An 18197-nucleotide genomic window follows, 5' to 3' on the forward strand; every position below is an offset into this window, starting at 1 on the left:
GTGCGGTGCGGTGCGGTGCGGTGCGGTGCGGTGCGGTGCGGTGCGGTTCGGGGTGGCGGCGTCAGGCGGGATCCAGGGCGCGTCGCGGGACGACCACGACAGGCACGGGGGAGTGCCGCACGACCTTGGTCGCGTTGGATCCGAGGAAGACCCGGGCGATCGGCCCGAGACTGCTCGATCCTACGACCAGCACCTCGTCGGCGTCCCACTCCACGTCATCCACGGCGGACTCCCACGTGTCGCCCAGGCCGATCACGGTGCCGGCGAGTTCCGGCGCGTCCGGAAGGGCGGAGACCTCCGAGAGCAGCTGTGCGGTGTGGGCGTGGATGTCGTCGGCCCACTGCTCGGCGATGCTCCGCTCAGCGTCGAACCCCGCCCCGGCCGTGCCGGAGACGTTCGGCACGACGGCGAACGACGCGATCCGCAGGGCCGCACCGACCGACCTGGCCACGGTCGCCGCGCCGAAGACGAGATCCGCCGACGAGTCCGTGCCGCGGTAGGCCGCGGTGACGCGACCGACCCTGGCGTCCCCCTTGGTGCGGAAGCCGCGCGGCGCGATCGCCACCGGTACCGCGGAGGCGTGCAGCAGCGCGTCGCTCTCGGATCCCAGGGCGATCCGTCCCAGCGGAGCGGCGGACGAGGATCCGATCACGATCATGCCCGCGTCGCGGAGCTCGGCGAGCTCGAGCAAGCCGCGCCGGGCGGACGATGCCTCGTGCACGACGAACTGCGCAGGCACCGATCCGCCGAGCACCGCGGCGGCGTGGTCGAGCACGGCGTTCGCGGCGTCGCGGGTGAACGCGTGCCATTCCGCATCGTCGTGTCCCACGGAGCGCGGCCAGGTCTCCGGGATCACCGTGGTGACGATCAGGCCGGTGTCCGCCGACCGCGCCAGCATCGCGGCGAGGTGCAGCACCGACGCCGAGCGGCTCGCGGGGCTCAGGCCGACGAGCAGGCTCATCGGTCGCCGTCCGTCCGGCGTTCGGCGGCGGCCTGGCGCACGGCGTCCGTGCTCGGCTGGGCGACGGCGGTGGTGTACGGGACGTCCGGGGCGGCGACGACCGGATGGCCCACCCTGAGCGCCGAGTGCGTGCGCCCGTAGAACCAGTAGAAGACCAGGAACACTGCCGCCCAGATCACGAAGACCACGATCGTGATCACGCGCAGCTGGGTGATGATCGCGATGCAGCCGATGATCGACAGGATCGGGATCGTCCAGCCGAGCGGCAGGCGGAAGCCCCGCTCGAGCTCGGGTTCGCGCACGCGCAGGATGATCACGCCGATCGACACCACGAGGAAGGCGACGAGCGTGCCGATGCTGGTCATCTCGGCGAGGAAGTTGATCGGGACGACGGCCGCGAGGATGCTCGTCGCTATCACGACGATGATCGTGTTGTTCACGGGGGAGAGGGTGCGCGGGTCGACCTTCGCGAAGACCGGGGGGATCATGCCGTCGCGCGACATCGCGAACAGGATCCTCGTCTGGCCGTAGAGGCAGACCAGGGTGACCGAGAAGATCGAGATGATCGCGCCGATCGCCACGACCGTGCCGGGCCAGGTAGATCCGATGATGTTCTGCAGGATCGCGGACAGGCCTGCGTCCTGGTTCTCGAACTTCGCCGGGGCCTGGGCGCCGAGGGCGGCGAGGCAGGTGAGCACGTACAGCGTGATGATGATGCCGAGGGCGAACATGATCGCGAGCGGCAGGTTGCGCTTCGGGTTCTTCGCCTCGTCACCGGCGGTCGAGACGGCGTCCAGACCGACGAAGGAGAAGAAGATGATGCCGGCGCCGCCGACGATGCCGGCGAAGCCCGCCGGCGCGAAGTTGTGGAAATGGTCGGCGTTCCAGCCGGTGAAGGCGATCGCGCAGAAGAACAGCACGACCGCGATCTTGACGACCACCATGATGCTGTTGACGAGAGTCGACTCACGGGCGCCGCGCATCAGCAGCAGGCCGCACAGCACGATCACGATGACGGCGGGGACGTTGACGATGCCGCCCTGCTCGGGAGCCTGCGACAGCTGCACCGGGATCTGCCAGCCGAACAGATTCTGCAGGAGCTGGTTGACGTACTGGGACCAGCCGACCGCGACCGCCGCGGTCGAGACGCCGTATTCCAGCAGCAGACATGCGCCGACCGCCATCGCCGTGCCCTCGCCGAGAGTCGCGTAGGCGTAGGAGTAGGTGGATCCGGACACCGGCACGGCGCCGGCCATCTCGGCGTAGCAGAGCGCCGTGAGACCTGCCACCACGCCTCCGATCACGAATGACCAGATCACCGCCGGACCGGCGACGGGCACGGCCTGCGACAGGATGAAGAAGATCCCCGTGCCGAGGGTGCCGCCGACGCCGATCATGGTCAGCGAGAACAGCCCGATGCTGCGTTTCAGGTGGACTTCGCCGGCGCCGACCGGCGTGGTCGGCTTCCGGCGCAGCAGTTGCTGGGCGATGGTGGTCATTCCAGTCTCCTTTGATTGGATGTGTGAGCCTGCGCGATCCGGGTTCGGCAGGATCGGGGGTCAGTCTGCTCTCGTCACCCGGAACAAGGCCACGTCGGGATCGACCGCACCGCGGACGTATCCGCTGGGAGACGCGGCCACGGCCTGAAGGAAGGCCACGATCTGCGCCGTGATCTCCTCGCCCGGGATGACGTTCGGGATCCCCGGAGGATAGGCGGCGAGGGTGTCGGCAGAAATGCGGCCGACCGCCTCCGCGGCGGGGACGAGTTCGGTGCCCGCGAAGTATGCGTCGCGGGGGAGCATGCGCAGCGCACCGGAGGGTGGCAGCGCCGGGAAGCCGGCGGTATCCGCCTGGGCGCGCTCTGCGTGCGCCTCGTCCGAATCGACCGCCGCGGAGAGCACGCGGAGCACGTGCTCGAGATCGGGGGTCTTGCCGGCGCCGATGAGGGCCACGAGCGCGGTAGCCGTCGAGATCTCGAAGTAGATGCCCTCGACCTCCAGCAGGTGCTGGCGGAGCCAGTGGCCGCTCACGCCTGTGGCGGACACGTCGATCGGCACGCGGAGCGGGTCGGTCGCGACGATGTCGTCGAACGCGTCGAAGCCGTCGCTGACGACGGAGAAGCGCGGATCTTCGCGCAGCGCGGCGCGGAACGCGTTCGCACCGGCGATCGACTGGCCGATCGTCTCCGTCTCGGTCATGAGCGCGTGCCGGGCGATGTCGAGGGAAGCCGTGAGCAGCGCCGAGGAGGAGGTCGATGACGTGGTGGAGACGGCGCGCTCGATGAGCGGCTCGAGGCGGTCGGCGAAGGGGCCTTCGCCGAGGTGCAACATGGCCGACTGGGTCAGGGATCCGGCGAGCTTGTGCGTGCTCGAGACGACGAGGTCGGCGCCGAGGCGGGTCGGCGACTCCGGGAGCTCGGGGTGGAAGCCGAAATGCGGCCCCCAGGCTCCGTCCACGATCAGCGGGGCGCCGTGCGCGTGCGCGACCTCGGCGAGACCGGCGATGTCGGCCACGGAGCCGAAATAACTGGGCGAGACGACGTAGACGGCGTTCGCCGGCTGACCGCGGTCGGCCGCGGCGGTCAGGGCGTCGTCGAGGGCGGCGGGGGAGACGCCGTGCGCGATCCCGTAGCGGGCATCGACCGAGGGGAGCACGAACGAGGGCGTGAGTCCGGCGGTGAGCACCCCGTCGCTGAAGCTCGAGTGCGCGCTGCGCTGGGAGAGGATGTTCGCGCCGAGGCCGCGCACCGCGAGCGCCGCGATCCGGTTGGCCTGCGAAGCGCCACCGGCGAGGAACCAGGTGCGCCGCGCGCTCCAGGCATCGGCGGCGAGGTCGAGGGCCTGCGAGAGCGGGGAGTTCTCGCCGAGGTCGATGTCGTCGAGGAGCATCGGCACGTCGAGCTGCAGCACGCGCTCGCCGAAGTACTCCGCCAGGCGGGCGCTGATGCCGGTGCTGTTGCCGCTGTGGCCGGGGACCATCAGCTGGATCGGCGATCGGCTCGCGTGGCGCTCGAGCGCGTCGGCGTACGGAGTCTCGCGGTGGCGGGAATCCGCGATCGACGACGCCGACATCGCAGACGTGGACGGGTCGACGGTGAGCGAGGCGGAGGACGGCATTGGTCCATGGTGCGGAATTTCCGGCTCGCACGGAATCCCGGAAATTCTCCTGGGCCACATATCCTGTATGTGACTCAGCCGCAAGAGAGGCCTGATCCGACATAGGAGGTTGGTTTCGATGCTCGATCTGCGACAGCTGGAAGCACTCCGCGCCGTGCACGCCGAGGGGTCGGTGACCGCCGCCGCGCGACGGCTCGCCTGGGGGCAGCCGACGGTCGACTATCACCTCAAGAACCTCGAGCGCCTCGTCGGCTCGCCCGTGCTGATCCGCTCGTCGCGCGGCAGCAGGCTGACCCCGGTGGGCACGCTGCTGCTCGAACGGGCGCAGGAGATCCTCACCTTGGGCGAGCGAGCGATCCGGGACGCCAGAGAGCTGACGTCCATGGGGCGGGTGCGTCTGCGCTTCGGGACCTTTCCCACGGCGGGAGCGAAGATCCTGCCGTCGGTCGTGCCCCGGGTCGACGATCTCGGCATCGAGGTCGACGCGATGCTCGAGGAGGTGCCGACGCTCGTGGACCGGATCAACCGCGGAGGACTGGACGCCGCGCTCGTCTATACCGTGCCCGGATACGAGCTGCCGTTCCGGACGCATGTCGCGACTCGGGAGGTGCATCGCGACCCGCTGCTGCTGGCCTTGCCCGCCGGCCATCCGCTCGCGACCCCGAGGCCGATCGACGTGCCGACGCTGCTCACTCTCTGGCAGGAGCGGTGGCTCTTCGCCGCAGCGGGGAACGACCCGATGGACACGATCGTGATCGACGCGTTCGCCGCCCGGGGGCACACGCTCGACGTCGCGATCCGCACGGACGATTTCCAGGTCATGCTCGGGATGATCGCGGCCCGACTCGCCGTAGGGCTGCTGCCCAGTCTCGCCGTCGGCGGTTCGCATCCGGGGATCGTGCTGCGTCCGATCGAGGATCCGTCCTTCGTGCGTTCGGTCCTTGTGGCGACATCGGCGGAGGGATCGACGCGCGGCCCGTCCACCGCGGTCCGCCAGCTGGTGCTGGCGATCCGGGACGCCTTCAGCACGCTGCCCTCTGCGTGACCGTGGGCATGACACGCCCGGCGGCTCGTAGCGGCCCTCTCGATTGGCGCGGTGAGACAGCCATGTTGTAGGCTGAATGAGTTGTCGCGGGAAGCCGCGAACAGCGTCTGGGCCTGTGGCGCAGCTGGTAGCGCACCTGCATGGCATGCAGGGGGTCAGGGGTTCGAGTCCCCTCAGGTCCACCATTGAAAGCCCTCGGTTCGCCGGGGGCTTTCGTCGTCTGTCGGATCAGCGGGAGCGAGGGGGCGCGGTACGTGTCGGCGACTGTCGTTGGGGTGCGATCGTGACGGGATCCAGAGCAGAGGGCGCCTATCTGCGCGCGCTCGCGGCGTTCAAGACGCCGACGCTCGATCTGCTGCACGGCCGGTATGCGCCCTTCGTGGTCGCGGTGCTGAGCCAGATGTTCTCCGCCGATCGTCCGACCGTGGCCGTCGCCGACGCGCATGTCGAGGTCGGCGAGATTCTGGACCAACTGCGTGCAGCGGGCTACGAGGGCGACGACCGGCGGCTGCCCGCCACGTCGGGGCGAGAAGTCTGCCGGTACTGGGTCAAGGTCGGTTGGCTCGGTCAGCAGATCGACGGTGACAACGAGGTCTATCGGCTGACCGCGCATGCCGTGCGCGCACTCGAGATCGCCGATCTCACGGGCGGCGGCTCGCGCGTCTCTAACTCCCGCGTGCGGACCCTGCTCGAGGCCGTGGAGCGTCTCGCCGGAGACGCGGACGGCGACCCGGCGCGACGCCTCGCGCGGCTGCGTGCCGAGCGAGCGGAGCTCGACGCCCGGATCGTGGCGCTCGAGGACGGTTCGGCGGATCCCGTCCCCGACGATGAGCTGCTCGAAGAGGCCGAGAACGTGCTGCACCTCTCCCGGGGTCTGCCCGCGGACTTCACCCGCGTCGCGGAGTCGATCAAGGCCATGCAGCGCGATGTCATCCGCGATCTGCGCCGCGACGAGCGTCCGACCGGCGAGGTGCTGCGGGAATACCTGCTGCGTGGTCAGCAGGTCATGCAGTCCACGCGCGAGGGACAGGCGTTCGCCGGAGCGCTGCGCCTCATCGGCGATCCTGAGCGGATCGACGCGCTGGCCGATCAGCTGCACGGGCTGCTCGCGCGCCCGTTCGCCCAGCTGCTGGATGTCACCCAGCGAACAGAACTCGACATGATCGGGCGGCGCATGGAACTCGGCGTGCAGGAGGTCCTGACAGCCCAGCGCCGTGCCTCACACGTCATCGCCGGCCAGGTGCGCACGCATGATCCCGCCCGGGACCGCCAGGTCGACGAACTGCTGCGCGATGTGATCGCCGGCCTGCAGGCGTGGACGCAGACCCGCACCCCTGAGACGCCCGTGGATCCGCTGCGTCGCCTGCCCGTGACGAGCATCGGTCACCTGCGCCAGTCGCTCGGCGACATCCGCCCGCCAGGAGCGCCGGCGGCCCTGGCGACGCAGGGCCAGGAAGTCGAGTTCGTCGATGCCGACACCCGCGCCTGGGGCGGCCCGCACTATGCGGAGCTCGAGGAGTACGTCGCCGGGCTCGGCGACGCGTTCGATCTGGGGGAGGCGTTCCAGGCGATCGGCGAGGGTGCCCGCCGCCCGGTCGACCTGCTCGGCCTGCTCGAGATCGCCCACCGCAACGGACTCTCCGACGGGGAAGGCGTCTCGATCGTGGAAGCCGTGCGCCCCGACGGCACGGCACGGCGGTTCGCGTTCGGATCCGTGACCGTGCAGGCGAGGAAGGAAGAGCAATCATGACCGATGACCGGACCGGAGCCTCCGGGTTCATCGAGCCCGTCGCGATGGAGGAAGACCTCGCCGAGCTGTTCCCGGGCGACCGCGGAGTACTCGATCCCGAGGTGCGGCGCACTCTCGCGCTGATCCTGCATCGGCGCTTCCTGCTCGCGGACCGCAACCGCACCGAGTGGCGCACTCTTCTGGACCACCAGAGCGTGATCGAATCGCGTCTCAACGACGTCTACATCCGGCTGGTCGTGGACCACGCACGCGGACTCGCCTACAAGCAGCAGGTCCGCATCGACGAGCTCGACATCCCGATCCTGCTGCGGGACACGCCCTACACGCGCTCCGAGACCCTCGTGCTCGTGCACCTGCGCACCGTCTACGAGCGCGAGAACGCATCGGGCGAGGCGGCGCCCCGCATCGACATCGAGGACGTGGAGGCGACGGTACTCAGCTACTTCACGGACGCGGACGGCGACATCTCGCGCCGTCAGAAAGCCGTGCGCGACGCGATGCGCAAACTCTCGAACGACGGGATCATCAGCGAGGAGACCACCGGCCGCTTTCGGATCGGACCTCTCGTGGAGGTCGTACTGAGCGCGGAGAAGCTCACCGAGCTGCGCGACTGGCTGCGCGAGACCGCCGCGGCGCGTGTGTCCGGCGCCGAGAGCGTCGCGTTCGACGTCGTCGCGGACGCCGAGGAAGCACTGGAGGACGCCCTCTCATGACGATGATCGACACGCTCTTCGGACTGATCCCCACCGCCTCCCGCGGACAGCAGTGGGTCGCGGAGGATCTGCAGCTCGTGAACTGGGGCGGCTACGACGGCGGACCCCACCGCGTGCGGTTCTCGCCCGCGGCCACGCTGCTCTGCGGCGGATCCGGATCCGGCAAGTCGACGCTCATGGACGCGTACATCGCACTGATGATGCCGCACACCACTCCGTTCAACGGCGCGTCGAACGGCGGTGTCACCGGGCGCCCGCGCGGCGACGAGCAGCGCAACGTGCTCTCCTATGGTCGCGGCAAGCTCGACGAGACGCGCACCGAGGAGGGTACGAAGGTGCAGGTGCTCCGCGGCGACGGGGAGGACACCTGGACCGCGATCGCGATGACGTGGCTCGACCACGACGGCTCGCGCTTCACCGCGGTGCGCGCCTGGTACATCCCGGCCGGCGCACGCGTGCTCGAGGACACGGTGCGCGTGCGCGCCACCACGAACGCCGCGTTCGACCTGGCCGTGCTCGAGCGGGCCGCTGCGCAGCGCCTCACCGATGCCTCCGTGCGCGCCGCAGGCCTGGAGCCGGTGGGCACGGACCGCGAGTTCTCGGCGCGGCTGCACTCGGTGCTGGGCATCGGCGCTGCAGGGTCCGGATCGAATGCGATGAGCCTGCTCGCGCGTATTCAGGCGGGACAGCAGATCACCACGGTCGACGACCTGTACAAGCGACTGGTGCTCGAAGAGCCCGAGACCATGCGCACCGCGGACGCCGTGACGCAGCACTTCGACGAGCTGGAGAGCACGAAGCAGCGGATGCTCGTCGCACGGCAGCAGGTTGCCGCTCTCGAGCCGATCCGCGACCTGCGTCACCGCATCGATGCGGCAGCCGTGCGGATGGCGCTCATCGACGAGGTCGGCGTGTTCGAGGATCCGGACTCGATCGCGTCCCTGTGGCGTGCCGAGCGGCGCATGGACTTGCTCCGCGATGTCGAGGACGAGCTGCGCGATCGCACGCGCACTCTCGAGGTGCTCGTGCGCGAGAAGCGCGTGCAGGCGGAGGCGGCGGAGGCCGAGCACGACGGACTGCGCGACCTGCTGCGCGAACGGGGCGGTGACAGGCTCGAGACCGCCCAGCGCGAGCTCCGCGGCGTGGAACGTCGCCTCGACGAGGCGCGGACGCTCCGTGCCAGGTTCGACGAGGACGCACGCGCACTCGGCGCCGAGGTGCACGGCCGGACGCAGTTCGAGAAGCTCGTGGCGCGCGCCCGTACGGTGCTCTCCGACGTGGGCGCGAAGGGCCGGGCTCGCGACGCCTGGGCCGATGCACGGCGCGCGCGGGACGCGCTGAAAGCCGAGTTCGTCCAGCGCGAGCGCGCGCTGGACGAGGCCTCGGGGTTCTCGGGAAACATCCCCGGTGACCTGTACCGCTCGCGCGAGTTGCTCGCCGCGGCTGCCGGGCTCGAGCCGCACCAGCTGCCGTTCGTGGGGGAGCTGATCGAGGTCCGCACGGAGTACGAGCCGTGGCGGGAGGCGTTCAACCTCGCCCTCGGAGGCTTCGCGACCACGGTGCTCCTCGACGTCGCCGACCTCGACCGGTTCCGCACCGCGATCGACGGTGTGCGCACACCGCGCCGGCTCACCTACCACGGCGTGCATACAGGCCTCCGCGCGAGCGGCGGGGGAGCGGACGACCGGCTGCCGGGCCGGCTCGATTACGCCGACACCCCGTTCACGGGCTGGCTGCAGGTGCGGCTCGCCGAGCGGTTCGGCTTCGTGTGCGTGCCCACCGCGGCAGATCTCGTACAGCATGAGCAGGCGCTCACCATCGCCGGCCAGATCTCCCGCGGCGATCAGGGTGCGCATGGCGGCCATGGCCGCACGAACGTGCTCGGATTCTCCAACCGCACGCGGCTGCGCGAACTGGAACACGCGGTGAGCGAGCTGCGGCCGGCCCTCGATCGCGCCGAGGAGGCGGTCGCCGCGGCCGAGGCGGCACTGGACGGGTTCGATGCTGAGCGCGCTGCCTTCGCGCGCGTCGTGGACGTCATCTGGGATCGGGTCGATGTCGACGCACTGGTCGCCGAGCAGGAGCGCTGGCGCGGCGTGGAGGCCGAGGCTGCCGAGAAGAACCCGGATATCGCCGGGATCGGTGCGCAGATCGAGAAGGCCAAGCGGCTTGCCGGGCAGCTGCGGGAGGAGATCGGCGCAGCCGTCGCGGAACGTCAGCACGTCGAGCAGCGCTGGGGGGAGATCACCGACGATGTGGATGCCGGGCAGACCCTCATCGAGGCGGCGGCCGGATCCGGTCGTGCGGTCGACGCCGAGCAGGCGCAGTATCTCGATGCCCGTTTCGCCACGCCCGCATCGGCCAAGGCGGCCCCGTCGGTGCTGCTGGAGCGTTTCGACGGCGCCCTGCAGACCGCCGGCGCGCGGCTGACCGAGGACCGCACGGCGGCGTTCGAGGCCCATCACGAGCAGCGCGAGGCCATGCGCCGACTGATGACCGGCTTCCTGGAGCGCTGGGAGAACCCGAACCTGCTCGCGGATCCGGATCTGTATGTCGACGACTTCGAGAGCATCCTCACCGCCCTCGAGACAAGCGGTCTGCATCAGCTCGAGAGCGAGTGGCGGGACAGCCTGGTGCACCTGTCCGGCAACGACCTGACGAACCTCGACTCCACGCTCGGACGGGCGCTGCGGGAGATCCGCGAGCGGATCGAGCCGATCAACCGGATCATGCAGGACCTGCCGTTCTACGACGATCACCACTGCCTGCAGATCACCACCCGCGAGAGTCAGTCCGAAGCGCGAAAGCGCTTCCGTCGTGATCTGCGCGAAGTGCGCGGGCTCATCGAAGCAGCCTCGACCGATCAGGAGCGAGAACACGCCTATCGCCGGATGTCTCGGCTCATCGGGCACCTGCGGCGCTCGGCGCCGGATTTCGCCGATCTCATCGACGTGCGCAATCACGTGCGGGTGAGCGCCGAGCGGGTCACCGCCGACACCAAGGCGCATGTCGCACTCTACGACCACATCGGCGAGAAGTCCGGTGGCGAGTCGCAGGAGCTCATCGCGTTCATCGTCGGCGCGGCTTTGCGGTATCAGCTCGGGGATGCCGGGGCTGAACGCCCGCGGTACGCCCCGGTGTTCATGGACGAGGCCCTCATCAAGGCGGACGCGCACTTCACCAAGCGCGCGATCGGCGCGTGGCGTGGGCTCGGGTTCCAGCTGGTCATCGGGGCACCGAACGACAAGTACAGCGCGATCGAGCCGCATGTCGACGTCGAATACGACATCCTGAAGGACACCCAGGGCCGCTCCTGGGCGAAGCTCAAGGTCGCGATGCCGGAGACTCGCTGAGCGATTCGCGCTCCGGGCAGACGGTGTCGGCCCAGGACCGCAGCGGCGTCACCAATCGCTGCGGTCCTGCGCGGCACGCAGGTCGTGCAGGGCGCGCTCGTCCTCGCGGGTCGGGGTTGCGCCGCGGCGAAGAACCGTGCGGGGCAGCCAGTCCGGCAGGGTGAGGCGCACACCACGGCGCGACGACGGTGCGGGGGGTCCCATCGCGGAGCGCGTCGAGCCGTCCGTGAGGGGCAGCGGGATCCGGAGAGTAGTGGGGGTTGCGCTGGTCTCGGTCATGGCTCTAAAGCTATGACCGCCCGAATCCTGCCACCAGATGGCGGAAAGACTTTCGCCATAAAGATCCAGCCAGTACAATCGCCCCATGCTGCACAGCGTCACTCTCCCCGTGATCGACGGCCTCGCCGTGTTCGAGTTCGGCCTCCTCACCGAGGTGTTCGGGCTCGACCGCAGCGTCTATTCGGACGTGCCGGCCTTCGACTTCCGCGTGTGCGGGCTCGAGGCCGGGCGGCCCGTGAGTACGCAGGTCGGCGCCCAGGTCATCCCGGAACACGGACTCGAGGCGATGGAGCACGCGGACGTGATCGCGGTGCCCGCGGTCCGGGTGCGCCCGGAGGAGGAGTATCCGGTCGAACTGCTCGACGCGCTCCGCCGGGCGTCGGCACGCGGCGCCATCCTGCTGAGCGCGTGCTCCGGGGCTTTCCTGCTGGGTGCCGCGGGGCTGCTCGACGGGCGGCCGTGCACGACGCACTGGCGATATGCGGAGGAGCTGCAGCGCCGCTATCCCAGTGCCCGCATCGATCCCGATGTGCTCTTCGTGGATGACGGCGATCTGATCACGAGCGCGGGCACTGCGGCGGGCATCGACGCGAGCCTGCACCTGGTGCGACGCGAGCTCGGCAGCGGGATCGCGAACGTGATCGCCCGCAACATGGTCGTGCCGCCGCAGCGCGACGGCGGGCAGCGGCAGTACATCAGCCGGCCGGTGCCGGAAGCGGAGTGCGATGCACTGGTCGACGTCCTCGCCTTCATGAACGCCCGGCTCGCCGAGCAGCACTCTGTGGCGTCGCTCGCACAGCGCGCCCACATGTCCACCCGCACGTTCGCGCGGAGGTTCGTGGCAGAGACCGGCGTCACGCCCATGCAGTGGCTGATCTCTCAGCGCGTGCTGCACGCCCGGCTGGTCCTCGAGACGAGCGATGCGTCGATCGAGGAGATCGCTGCGAGCTGCGGGTTCGGCAGCGCGACGCTGTTCCGGCATCACTTCACGCGTGAGGTCGGGATCGCGCCGACGGCCTACCGCCGCACCTTCGCCTGCGATGCGCCCGATGCCGAGGCCGCCGGTGAGCGAGCCGGACGCGAATTGCTGTCCCTCGGCTAGAGTCGGCCCGCTGGTCCCGCCGGACAGCCGGCACGTCAACAGAGCGAGCCTGAGCGCGCCACGCGCACGAGCACCAAGACGAGGATCCGGCGACGGGATGACAGACTGAAGTCGGTCCGCACGTCTTCGGGAGGAACCCATGCACGAGGTTCGCAGCGATGCGGAGCTGCTTCGTGCGGTGCGGGACGGCGACGGCGGCGCTTACGAGGTGCTGTGGCAGCGGCATTTCGACGCGGCTCTGCGCTACGCCGGGCACCTGTATCCGTCCCGGGCGGAGGACCTCGTGTCGGAGTCCTTCCTCGCGATCTACCAGCAGGTGCGAACCAGTCAGAAGGGTCCGGAATTCGCGTTCCGGCTGTACCTGCGGTCGGTGATCCGCAACACGTCCATCCGGTGGCGCAGAGACGCCGCTCGCGTGCTCGACGCGGAGGACCTCGACGAGGCGGACCCGCGGGATGGTCTCCGCCACGTCGAGCGCGAGTCCGACTCCGCGGAAGTGCTCGCCGCGTTCGGCGCCCTTCCTGATCGCTGGCAGCGCGTGCTCTGGCTCTCCGAGGTCGACCGGGCGCGCCGCCCCGAGATCGCCCGCGCGCTGGGGATCAAACCGAACGCGGTGTCTGCGCTGCAGCGTCGCGCCCGCGCGGGGATGAAGCACCAATGGCTGCTGCAGCAGGTTCCGGTGTCGCTGCGCGGCGACGACGCGCACGTCGCCCGGCTGCTCCCGCGGCATGTGGCGCAGCCCCGGAACGCGGCCCTCGCCGCGGAGGTCGCCGCGCACCTGATCACCTGCGTCCTCTGCGAAGACCTGCTCGTCGGCATGCGCTCGTCCGTCGCGCGAGCGCAGGGCGGGGCGCTGGCCGCAGTCCTGGTGGGTGCAGCCGGCGCTGGACTGCCGATCACTGCGTCGCTCAGCGGCGGGACGGCCGCCTCGGCCGCCACCACGACGGCCGCCGGGGCGGGCCTGCTCGCATGGATCGTCGGCGGGGGCGTCAGCGCGGCCACCGTCGGGAGCCTCGTGCTGACGGCGCTCATCACTGCGGCGCCACCGGTCGCACCGCCGGTCGACGCCCAGAGCAGTCCCGAGCCCGCGCTCACGGCCTCGCCCGCACCACCCGCGCCTGCGCAGGCGATGCGCGCCGTCCCCGCCGTCGACACGCCCCCGGCTTCCGTCGACGTCCCGCAGGATCCCGGCCCGGGTCCGGCCCCCGCGCCGTCTCCGATCCCCGTACCGGTGACGCCGCCTGCAGTTGTGGCGCCGAGCCCGCCGATCGCGGAGCTGCCGATCACGGAGCTGCCGGGCGCGGGGGTGCGGGTCGCCGGGACGATGTCCGCCGAGGTGGCGCCGATGACGGTCGCGGCCGCTTGCGCCGTGGAGTTCTCGTCCGGAGCGGACGAACCCGCCGTGACTGCGACGGCCGAGCCGGCCGCCGCAGCCGACGTGTCCGCCGTGTTCGACGCGACTGCGACGACGGACGTGGCCACGACGTCCGACGCGACTGCCCCCACTGCGACGACCGCTGCGGTCGGGGTGGGCATCGTCGTGCTGCCGATCGGCGCGGGTGATGGCGAGTTCTCGGCGTCGGCATCGGCGGACGCCTGGAGCGGGCTCTCGCTCGGACTGAGCGTGGTGCTTCCCTAGGCGCGGACCGAGCCGATCGCCCTGCGAGCCATCGTGTGGGGATGCTCGGCGGCGCGAGGGCCGCTCCTCGTGCAGGACGGCATCGGACTCGCTGCCGCAGCCTCGGCCATGTCGTCGGCAGCCGCGGCCGCCATGATGACGGCCAGATCCCACGCAGCGCCGAGTCGCACCGGCCTCTGGTCGATCGTCCGCTCGACCGGTTCGACCGATCCACCCGGTTCGACCGATCCATCCGGTTCCGGCTCGGATCCGTCAGCCGGCATCTCGGGGTTGCGCATTTCATCCTCCCTCGTGGTCGGCCCGCGGGAGCCCACCTTCGGGCCCGAACGGGCCATCGACCAAGAGAGTCCGCCGCGCGCGGAAAGTGACGCGTCCCGGCGAGGATCCCGGTGAAGTCGGAGGATCGGCGCAGGGAACAGCGGAAGCGCTCAGGACGTTGCACACGCCGTGGACATCCTCGACAGCATCGTGATCGGCGCCGGTCAGGCCGGCCTGTCGAGCTCCTACCACCTGCGTCGGCTCGGCATCGAGCACGTGGTCCTGGACGCGGACGAGGCGGCGGGCGGGGCCTGGCAGCACCGCTGGGACGCTCTCACGATGCAGGACGTGCACGGCGTGGCCGAGCTTCCCGGATCCGTTCCGCCTCGGCGCACGAGCGAGCAGGCGAACCTCGCGGTACCTTCGTACTTCGCCGCGTACGAGCGCGCCCATGATCTGCCGGTGATCCGGCCGGTGCACGTCGAGCGCGTGACGGACGAGGATGGGATCCTCGTGGTGCACGCCGGCGACCGCGCCTGGCGCTCGCGCACCCTCGTCAACGCCACAGGCACCTGGACGCAGCCGTTCCTGCCGCACTACCCGGGCATGGAGACGTTCCTCGGCGAGCAGTTGCACACCGTCGACTACCCGGGGCCGGAGCATTTCCGCGGAAAGCGGGTACTCGTGGTCGGAGGCGGAGCCTCGGCCGTGCAGTTCCTGGGGGCCCTCGCCCCGATCACCGACGTGCTGTGGGCCACACGTCGCCCTCCGGTGTGGCGCACCGACGACTTCACTCCCGAGGCGGGAGCTGCCGCGGTGGCGCTCGTCGAGCAGCGTGTCGCGCAGGGGCTGGCTCCGCAGAGCGTGGTCAGCGTGACCGGCCTCATGCTGCGACCGCAGGAGCAGGCGGCGGCGCGGCTCGGCGTCTACGACGCGCGCCGGCCCATGTTCGAGCGCGTCGAGCCGGACGGCGTGCGCTGGGCGGACGGTTCGTTCGAACCTGTGGACGTGATCCTGTGGGCCACCGGCTTCCGGCCCGCGATCGGCCACCTCGCCCCGCTGCATCTGCGCAGCGAGCGCGGCGGTATTCAGCTCGATCGCAACGGGCGGGGCACGACAGCGGTGAAGGACCCGCGGATCCAGCTCGTGGGTTATGGACCCTCCGCCAGCACCATCGGCGCGAACCGCGCGGGCCGGACCGCGGCACGAGGCGTGCAGCGGTATCTCGCGCGAGCGCGAGCGGAGCAGGTCCCGGTTCCCTGATGCGTCGCGGATCTGGGAACGGGATCTCGTATCTCGGATCCGCTCGGTGGTCGCGAATTGCGGCATAGAACCCGGCAGAACCGCGCTTTGCGACCAGTGAGCCTCAAGAAAGCGACCAGTGAGCCTCGAGGGGATCAGCGGATGATGCGGATCGAACCCGTCATGGTGGTCGCCGAGACGGGGCGCGTGATCCGCAGCAGATCGGCGAGCAGCGCGCCGACCTTGGTCCCGATGCACAGGCTGATGAAGATCATCGGCGCGGCGGCGAGCGCCGCGGCGTCGAACGACGCGAGGGCGACGAGCCCGACCGTGCCCGGGACGAGCAGCAGGAACGCCGGCTGGAACGACACCGTCGCGGGAACCGCCAGCGTCACCCGCTCCAGCACGCGCGCGGCGAGGAACAGCAGCCCGGCGGTGATCCCCGTGGCGATCGTGCTTCCCGTGAACGGGCTCAGCAGCATGAGCGCCGCGTAGGTGCAGATCATCACGATCACGGTGGCGATCGTGAGGCGGAATCCGGATCCGAAGCTCAGCCCGATCCCGATCGCGAGCACCACCACGCCGACCCAGCTCCAGGCGAGCGGTGGGACGGCCTCCCAGCCTCCGTGCCCGGTGACCAGCGACGTCTCGCCGACGAGGGCGGCGGAGCGCGGGTCCACCCTGAGCCCGGTCGCCGCGGCGCCCGTGAAGATCCCTGCGGCCATGAACGTGAGCATGATCAGGCCGTACACCAGGCGGGATGCCCCGGTGACGATGTCCGCCGCGGTGAGCTCGAGCAGCGCGTTCGTGATGAGAGCGCCGGGCACGAGCAGGGCCACCGGCGCGCACACCGCGAACAGCGGCACCGCGCCGAAGTCGAGCCGATCGGCGACCACGCCGACGACGAGGGTGGAGATGAGCGAGGCGACGAAGGGCACCACGGCCGCCGCCGCCCGGATGCGCTCCGTCGCCATCACGATCGCCGCGACCAGCCCGCCGACGAGCAGGGCCAGCACGACCGCCCACCACGGGCAGCGGAACAGCACGGCGAGCCCCGCCGCCAGCAGCCCACCGCCGAGCGTCGTCTGCAGCACCGGGTGGCGGCGTTCCAGGCCGCGGATGTGCGCGATGTGCGCCGGCACCTGGTCCAGCGTGACGCGACCCGCCTCCAGCCGCCGCGCGAGGCGTGAGGCGTGCGCAGTCTGGCGGAACGTCAGCACGGGTCCTCCGCCGGCCGAGATCGTCGTGGCACCCGGAACTCCGGGGCGACTGACGAAGACATGCTCGGGGAGGACGGCGAATGCCAGGTCGGTACCGGGTGCGGTCGCGTCGCGGGCGCGTTCGAGCGTGCCGCGCACATCGGTCACGGACACGCCGGTGTCCAGCAGCAGCGCGCCGAGATCGCCGAGTGCGACGTCGGGGGAGATCGGGTCTGACATCACCTGAAATCGTAGGACCTGCGCCGCCCGCACGACGAAGGCGCTCAGAGGGGCGGCCTAGTCTGGAGGCATGCGGTTGTCCTCGACCCGAGCACACGAGCCGCACCCGGCCCGCCGACGCGGGGGTGTCGTGCTCCTGCTGCTCTCGACGCTGCTCGCCGGCGTGGCGTGCGCGCCCGGTGGCTCCTCGCACCGACCCGCCGCCCCGACCACCTCGGCCGCGTCGGCCGCGACTCCCGCACCGTCGTCCTCGGCTGACAATCGATCCCGAGCCCAGGAGATCCTGAGCCGGATGGATCTCGCCCAGCAGGCGGCCTGCGTGGTGATGGGGAACGTGCCGGGCTCGGATCCGGCTCCGATGCGGGCGATGATGGGCGGCGGCTTCGGCGGGTTCATCCTGATGGGCTCCAACATCCCCGCAACCCCTGAGGAGCTGCATTCGATGACCGCGGCGCTCACCGTCGATCCGGGGCTGCGGCCGTTGATCGCCACGGACGAGGAGGGCGGCGACGTCGTGCGGCTGCCCTGGGACGACCAGCCGGGCGCGGACGTGCTCAAGGCGCAACCCGCGGATGCCACCAGGGCCGCGTTCGCGCAGCGCGGGCTGCTGCTGGCGCAATCGGGTGTCACCGTCAACTTCGGCGTGGTCGCGGATGTTGCGCAGTCGCCGGAGTCGTTCATCTACGCCCGTTCGTTCGGGACGGACCCGGCCGCGGCCGCCGAACGGGTCGACGCCGCCGTGCGCGGGCAGGCGCCCTGGGTCTCGGCCACGCTCAAGCACTTCCCCGGGCACGGCGCCGCCGAAGGGGACTCGCACCACATGATCCCGAGCACCGGGATGGACCTGGCGACGTGGCGGGCACAGGTCGCGCCGCCGTTCCTCTCCGGAATCAGGGCCGGTGCGCCGATCGTCATGATGGGGCATCTCGCGTACACCGCCGTCGATGCACAGCCCGCATCCTTGTCGCCACGCTGGCATCAGATCCTGCGCGATGACCTCGGCTTCCGGGGTGTCATCGTCACCGACGACCTCGACATGCTGGTCGACTCCGGTGAGCCCGCCTATGCCGATGAGGTGGCCGACGCCGTGCAGTCGGTCGCGGCCGGGAGCGATCTCGTGCTGGCGCTCGACGGCGCGGGGCCGGACACCGCGCAGAAGATCGCAGACGGGCTGGTTGCGGCCGTGCGCAGCGGCGCACTCCCCACCGAGCGCCTCAGCGAGGCCGCCTCCCGGGTGGTCGCCCTCCGGCTCGACATCGCGGATCGCAGCAGGGGGCGTTGAGCGACGGCACGCCGGGGC

At 70.7% G+C, this 18197-nt stretch carries 14 protein-coding genes and 1 tRNA gene; 9 read left to right on the forward strand and 6 right to left on the reverse strand.

Annotated features, from left to right (window positions below; genetic code table 11):
• Positions 1 to 61: 61 nt before the first annotated feature.
• From AC1DMN_RS13125 to AC1DMN_RS13135, 3 genes are read right to left on the reverse strand one after another with little or no spacing between them, the layout of a single operon-like run.
• On the reverse strand, positions 62 to 961 hold the full coding sequence (locus AC1DMN_RS13125) for a universal stress protein (RefSeq protein ID WP_477229221.1): 900 nt from the start codon (positions 959 to 961) through the stop codon (positions 62 to 64).
• Entirely contained in the window at positions 958 to 2460 is a 1503-nt protein-coding gene (locus AC1DMN_RS13130; protein WP_477229220.1) for an amino acid permease, read from the reverse strand. Before AC1DMN_RS13130 ends, AC1DMN_RS13125 begins: the two co-directional genes overlap by 4 nt.
• Positions 2461 to 2520: 60 nt before the next feature.
• Positions 2521 to 4077 (reverse strand): aminotransferase class I/II-fold pyridoxal phosphate-dependent enzyme, encoded by a 1557-nt coding sequence (locus AC1DMN_RS13135; protein WP_477229219.1) that lies wholly within the window; start codon positions 4075 to 4077, stop codon positions 2521 to 2523.
• Between the two features lie 118 nt (positions 4078 to 4195).
• On the opposite strand from AC1DMN_RS13135, the gene AC1DMN_RS13140 reads away from it, so the two are divergent.
• The 5 genes from AC1DMN_RS13140 (at position 4196) to AC1DMN_RS13160 (ending at position 10938) form a co-directional block, all read left to right on the forward strand.
• Entirely contained in the window at positions 4196 to 5122 is a 927-nt protein-coding gene (locus AC1DMN_RS13140) for a LysR family transcriptional regulator (RefSeq protein WP_440731551.1), read from the forward strand.
• Between the two features lie 109 nt (positions 5123 to 5231).
• Positions 5232 to 5307 (forward strand) — tRNA-Ala (locus AC1DMN_RS13145).
• A 98-nt stretch (positions 5308 to 5405) separates the two neighbouring features.
• The gene (locus AC1DMN_RS13150; RefSeq protein ID WP_477229218.1) at positions 5406 to 6872 is read left to right on the forward strand and encodes a DUF3375 domain-containing protein; all 1467 of its coding nucleotides are present in this window, start codon (positions 5406 to 5408) and stop codon (positions 6870 to 6872) included.
• The gene (locus AC1DMN_RS13155) at positions 6869 to 7585 is read left to right on the forward strand and encodes a DUF4194 domain-containing protein (RefSeq protein WP_441975745.1); all 717 of its coding nucleotides are present in this window, start codon (positions 6869 to 6871) and stop codon (positions 7583 to 7585) included. The genes AC1DMN_RS13150 and AC1DMN_RS13155 overlap by 4 nt, the downstream gene beginning before the upstream one ends.
• Positions 7582 to 10938, forward strand: coding sequence for an ATP-binding protein (locus tag AC1DMN_RS13160; protein ID WP_477229217.1), 3357 nt, complete (start codon positions 7582 to 7584; stop codon positions 10936 to 10938). Before AC1DMN_RS13155 ends, AC1DMN_RS13160 begins: the two co-directional genes overlap by 4 nt.
• Before the next feature lie 48 nt (positions 10939 to 10986).
• Here the strand turns inward: AC1DMN_RS13160 and AC1DMN_RS13165 are convergent, their stop codons facing one another.
• On the reverse strand, positions 10987 to 11217 hold the full coding sequence (locus AC1DMN_RS13165; RefSeq protein ID WP_477229216.1) for a hypothetical protein: 231 nt from the start codon (positions 11215 to 11217) through the stop codon (positions 10987 to 10989).
• An 85-nt stretch (positions 11218 to 11302) separates the two neighbouring features.
• Here AC1DMN_RS13165 and AC1DMN_RS13170 point away from each other — a divergent pair, with 85 nt between their 5' ends.
• Both AC1DMN_RS13170 and AC1DMN_RS13175 read left to right on the forward strand, forming a co-directional pair.
• Complete coding sequence (locus tag AC1DMN_RS13170; RefSeq protein WP_477229215.1) at positions 11303 to 12319, forward strand: helix-turn-helix domain-containing protein; 1017 nt, start codon at positions 11303 to 11305, stop codon at positions 12317 to 12319.
• A gap of 139 nt (positions 12320 to 12458) precedes the next feature.
• Positions 12459 to 13958, forward strand: coding sequence for an RNA polymerase sigma factor (locus AC1DMN_RS13175; protein WP_477229214.1), 1500 nt, complete (start codon positions 12459 to 12461; stop codon positions 13956 to 13958).
• Here the strand turns inward: AC1DMN_RS13175 and AC1DMN_RS13180 are convergent.
• Entirely contained in the window at positions 13955 to 14236 is a 282-nt protein-coding gene (locus tag AC1DMN_RS13180) for a hypothetical protein (RefSeq protein WP_441975750.1), read from the reverse strand. The genes AC1DMN_RS13175 and AC1DMN_RS13180 overlap by 4 nt on opposite strands.
• 169 nt (positions 14237 to 14405) lie before the next feature.
• On the opposite strand from AC1DMN_RS13180, the gene AC1DMN_RS13185 reads away from it, so the two are divergent.
• Complete coding sequence (locus AC1DMN_RS13185) at positions 14406 to 15479, forward strand: NAD(P)-binding domain-containing protein (RefSeq protein ID WP_477229213.1); 1074 nt, start codon at positions 14406 to 14408, stop codon at positions 15477 to 15479.
• Between the two features lie 134 nt (positions 15480 to 15613).
• Here the strand turns inward: AC1DMN_RS13185 and AC1DMN_RS13190 are convergent, their stop codons facing one another.
• The gene (locus AC1DMN_RS13190) at positions 15614 to 16897 is read right to left on the reverse strand and encodes a threonine/serine exporter family protein (protein WP_440731560.1); all 1284 of its coding nucleotides are present in this window, start codon (positions 16895 to 16897) and stop codon (positions 15614 to 15616) included.
• A gap of 70 nt (positions 16898 to 16967) precedes the next feature.
• On the opposite strand from AC1DMN_RS13190, the gene AC1DMN_RS13195 reads away from it, so the two are divergent.
• Positions 16968 to 18179 carry a glycoside hydrolase family 3 N-terminal domain-containing protein gene (locus AC1DMN_RS13195; protein ID WP_477229212.1) on the forward strand — a complete coding sequence of 404 codons (1212 nt, stop codon included), beginning with the start codon at positions 16968 to 16970 and terminating at the stop codon, positions 18177 to 18179.
• Positions 18180 to 18197 lie beyond the last annotated feature (18 nt).

It is taken from the genome of Microbacterium sp. 01T413_2, assembly GCF_056398985.1.

Excerpts from the sequence above, each read along its gene's own strand:
- AC1DMN_RS13125 (WP_477229221.1), bottom strand. The coding sequence starts at position 961 with ATGAGCCTGCTCGTCGGCCTGAGCCCCGCGAGCCGCTCGGCGTCGGTG.
- AC1DMN_RS13130 (WP_477229220.1), bottom strand. The coding sequence starts at position 2,460 with ATGACCACCATCGCCCAGCAACTGCTGCGCCGGAAGCCGACCACGCCG.
- AC1DMN_RS13135 (WP_477229219.1), bottom strand. The coding sequence starts at position 4,077 with ATGCCGTCCTCCGCCTCGCTCACCGTCGACCCGTCCACGTCTGCGATG.
- AC1DMN_RS13140 (WP_440731551.1), top strand. The coding sequence starts at position 4,196 with ATGCTCGATCTGCGACAGCTGGAAGCACTCCGCGCCGTGCACGCCGAG.
- AC1DMN_RS13155 (WP_441975745.1), top strand. The coding sequence starts at position 6,869 with ATGACCGATGACCGGACCGGAGCCTCCGGGTTCATCGAGCCCGTCGCG.
- AC1DMN_RS13160 (WP_477229217.1), top strand. The coding sequence starts at position 7,582 with ATGACGATGATCGACACGCTCTTCGGACTGATCCCCACCGCCTCCCGC.
- AC1DMN_RS13165 (WP_477229216.1), bottom strand. The coding sequence starts at position 11,217 with ATGACCGAGACCAGCGCAACCCCCACTACTCTCCGGATCCCGCTGCCC.
- AC1DMN_RS13170 (WP_477229215.1), top strand. The coding sequence starts at position 11,303 with ATGCTGCACAGCGTCACTCTCCCCGTGATCGACGGCCTCGCCGTGTTC.
- AC1DMN_RS13175 (WP_477229214.1), top strand. The coding sequence starts at position 12,459 with ATGCACGAGGTTCGCAGCGATGCGGAGCTGCTTCGTGCGGTGCGGGAC.
- AC1DMN_RS13180 (WP_441975750.1), bottom strand. The coding sequence starts at position 14,236 with ATGCGCAACCCCGAGATGCCGGCTGACGGATCCGAGCCGGAACCGGAT.
- AC1DMN_RS13190 (WP_440731560.1), bottom strand. The coding sequence starts at position 16,897 with ATGTCAGACCCGATCTCCCCCGACGTCGCACTCGGCGATCTCGGCGCG.
- AC1DMN_RS13195 (WP_477229212.1), top strand. The coding sequence starts at position 16,968 with ATGCGGTTGTCCTCGACCCGAGCACACGAGCCGCACCCGGCCCGCCGA.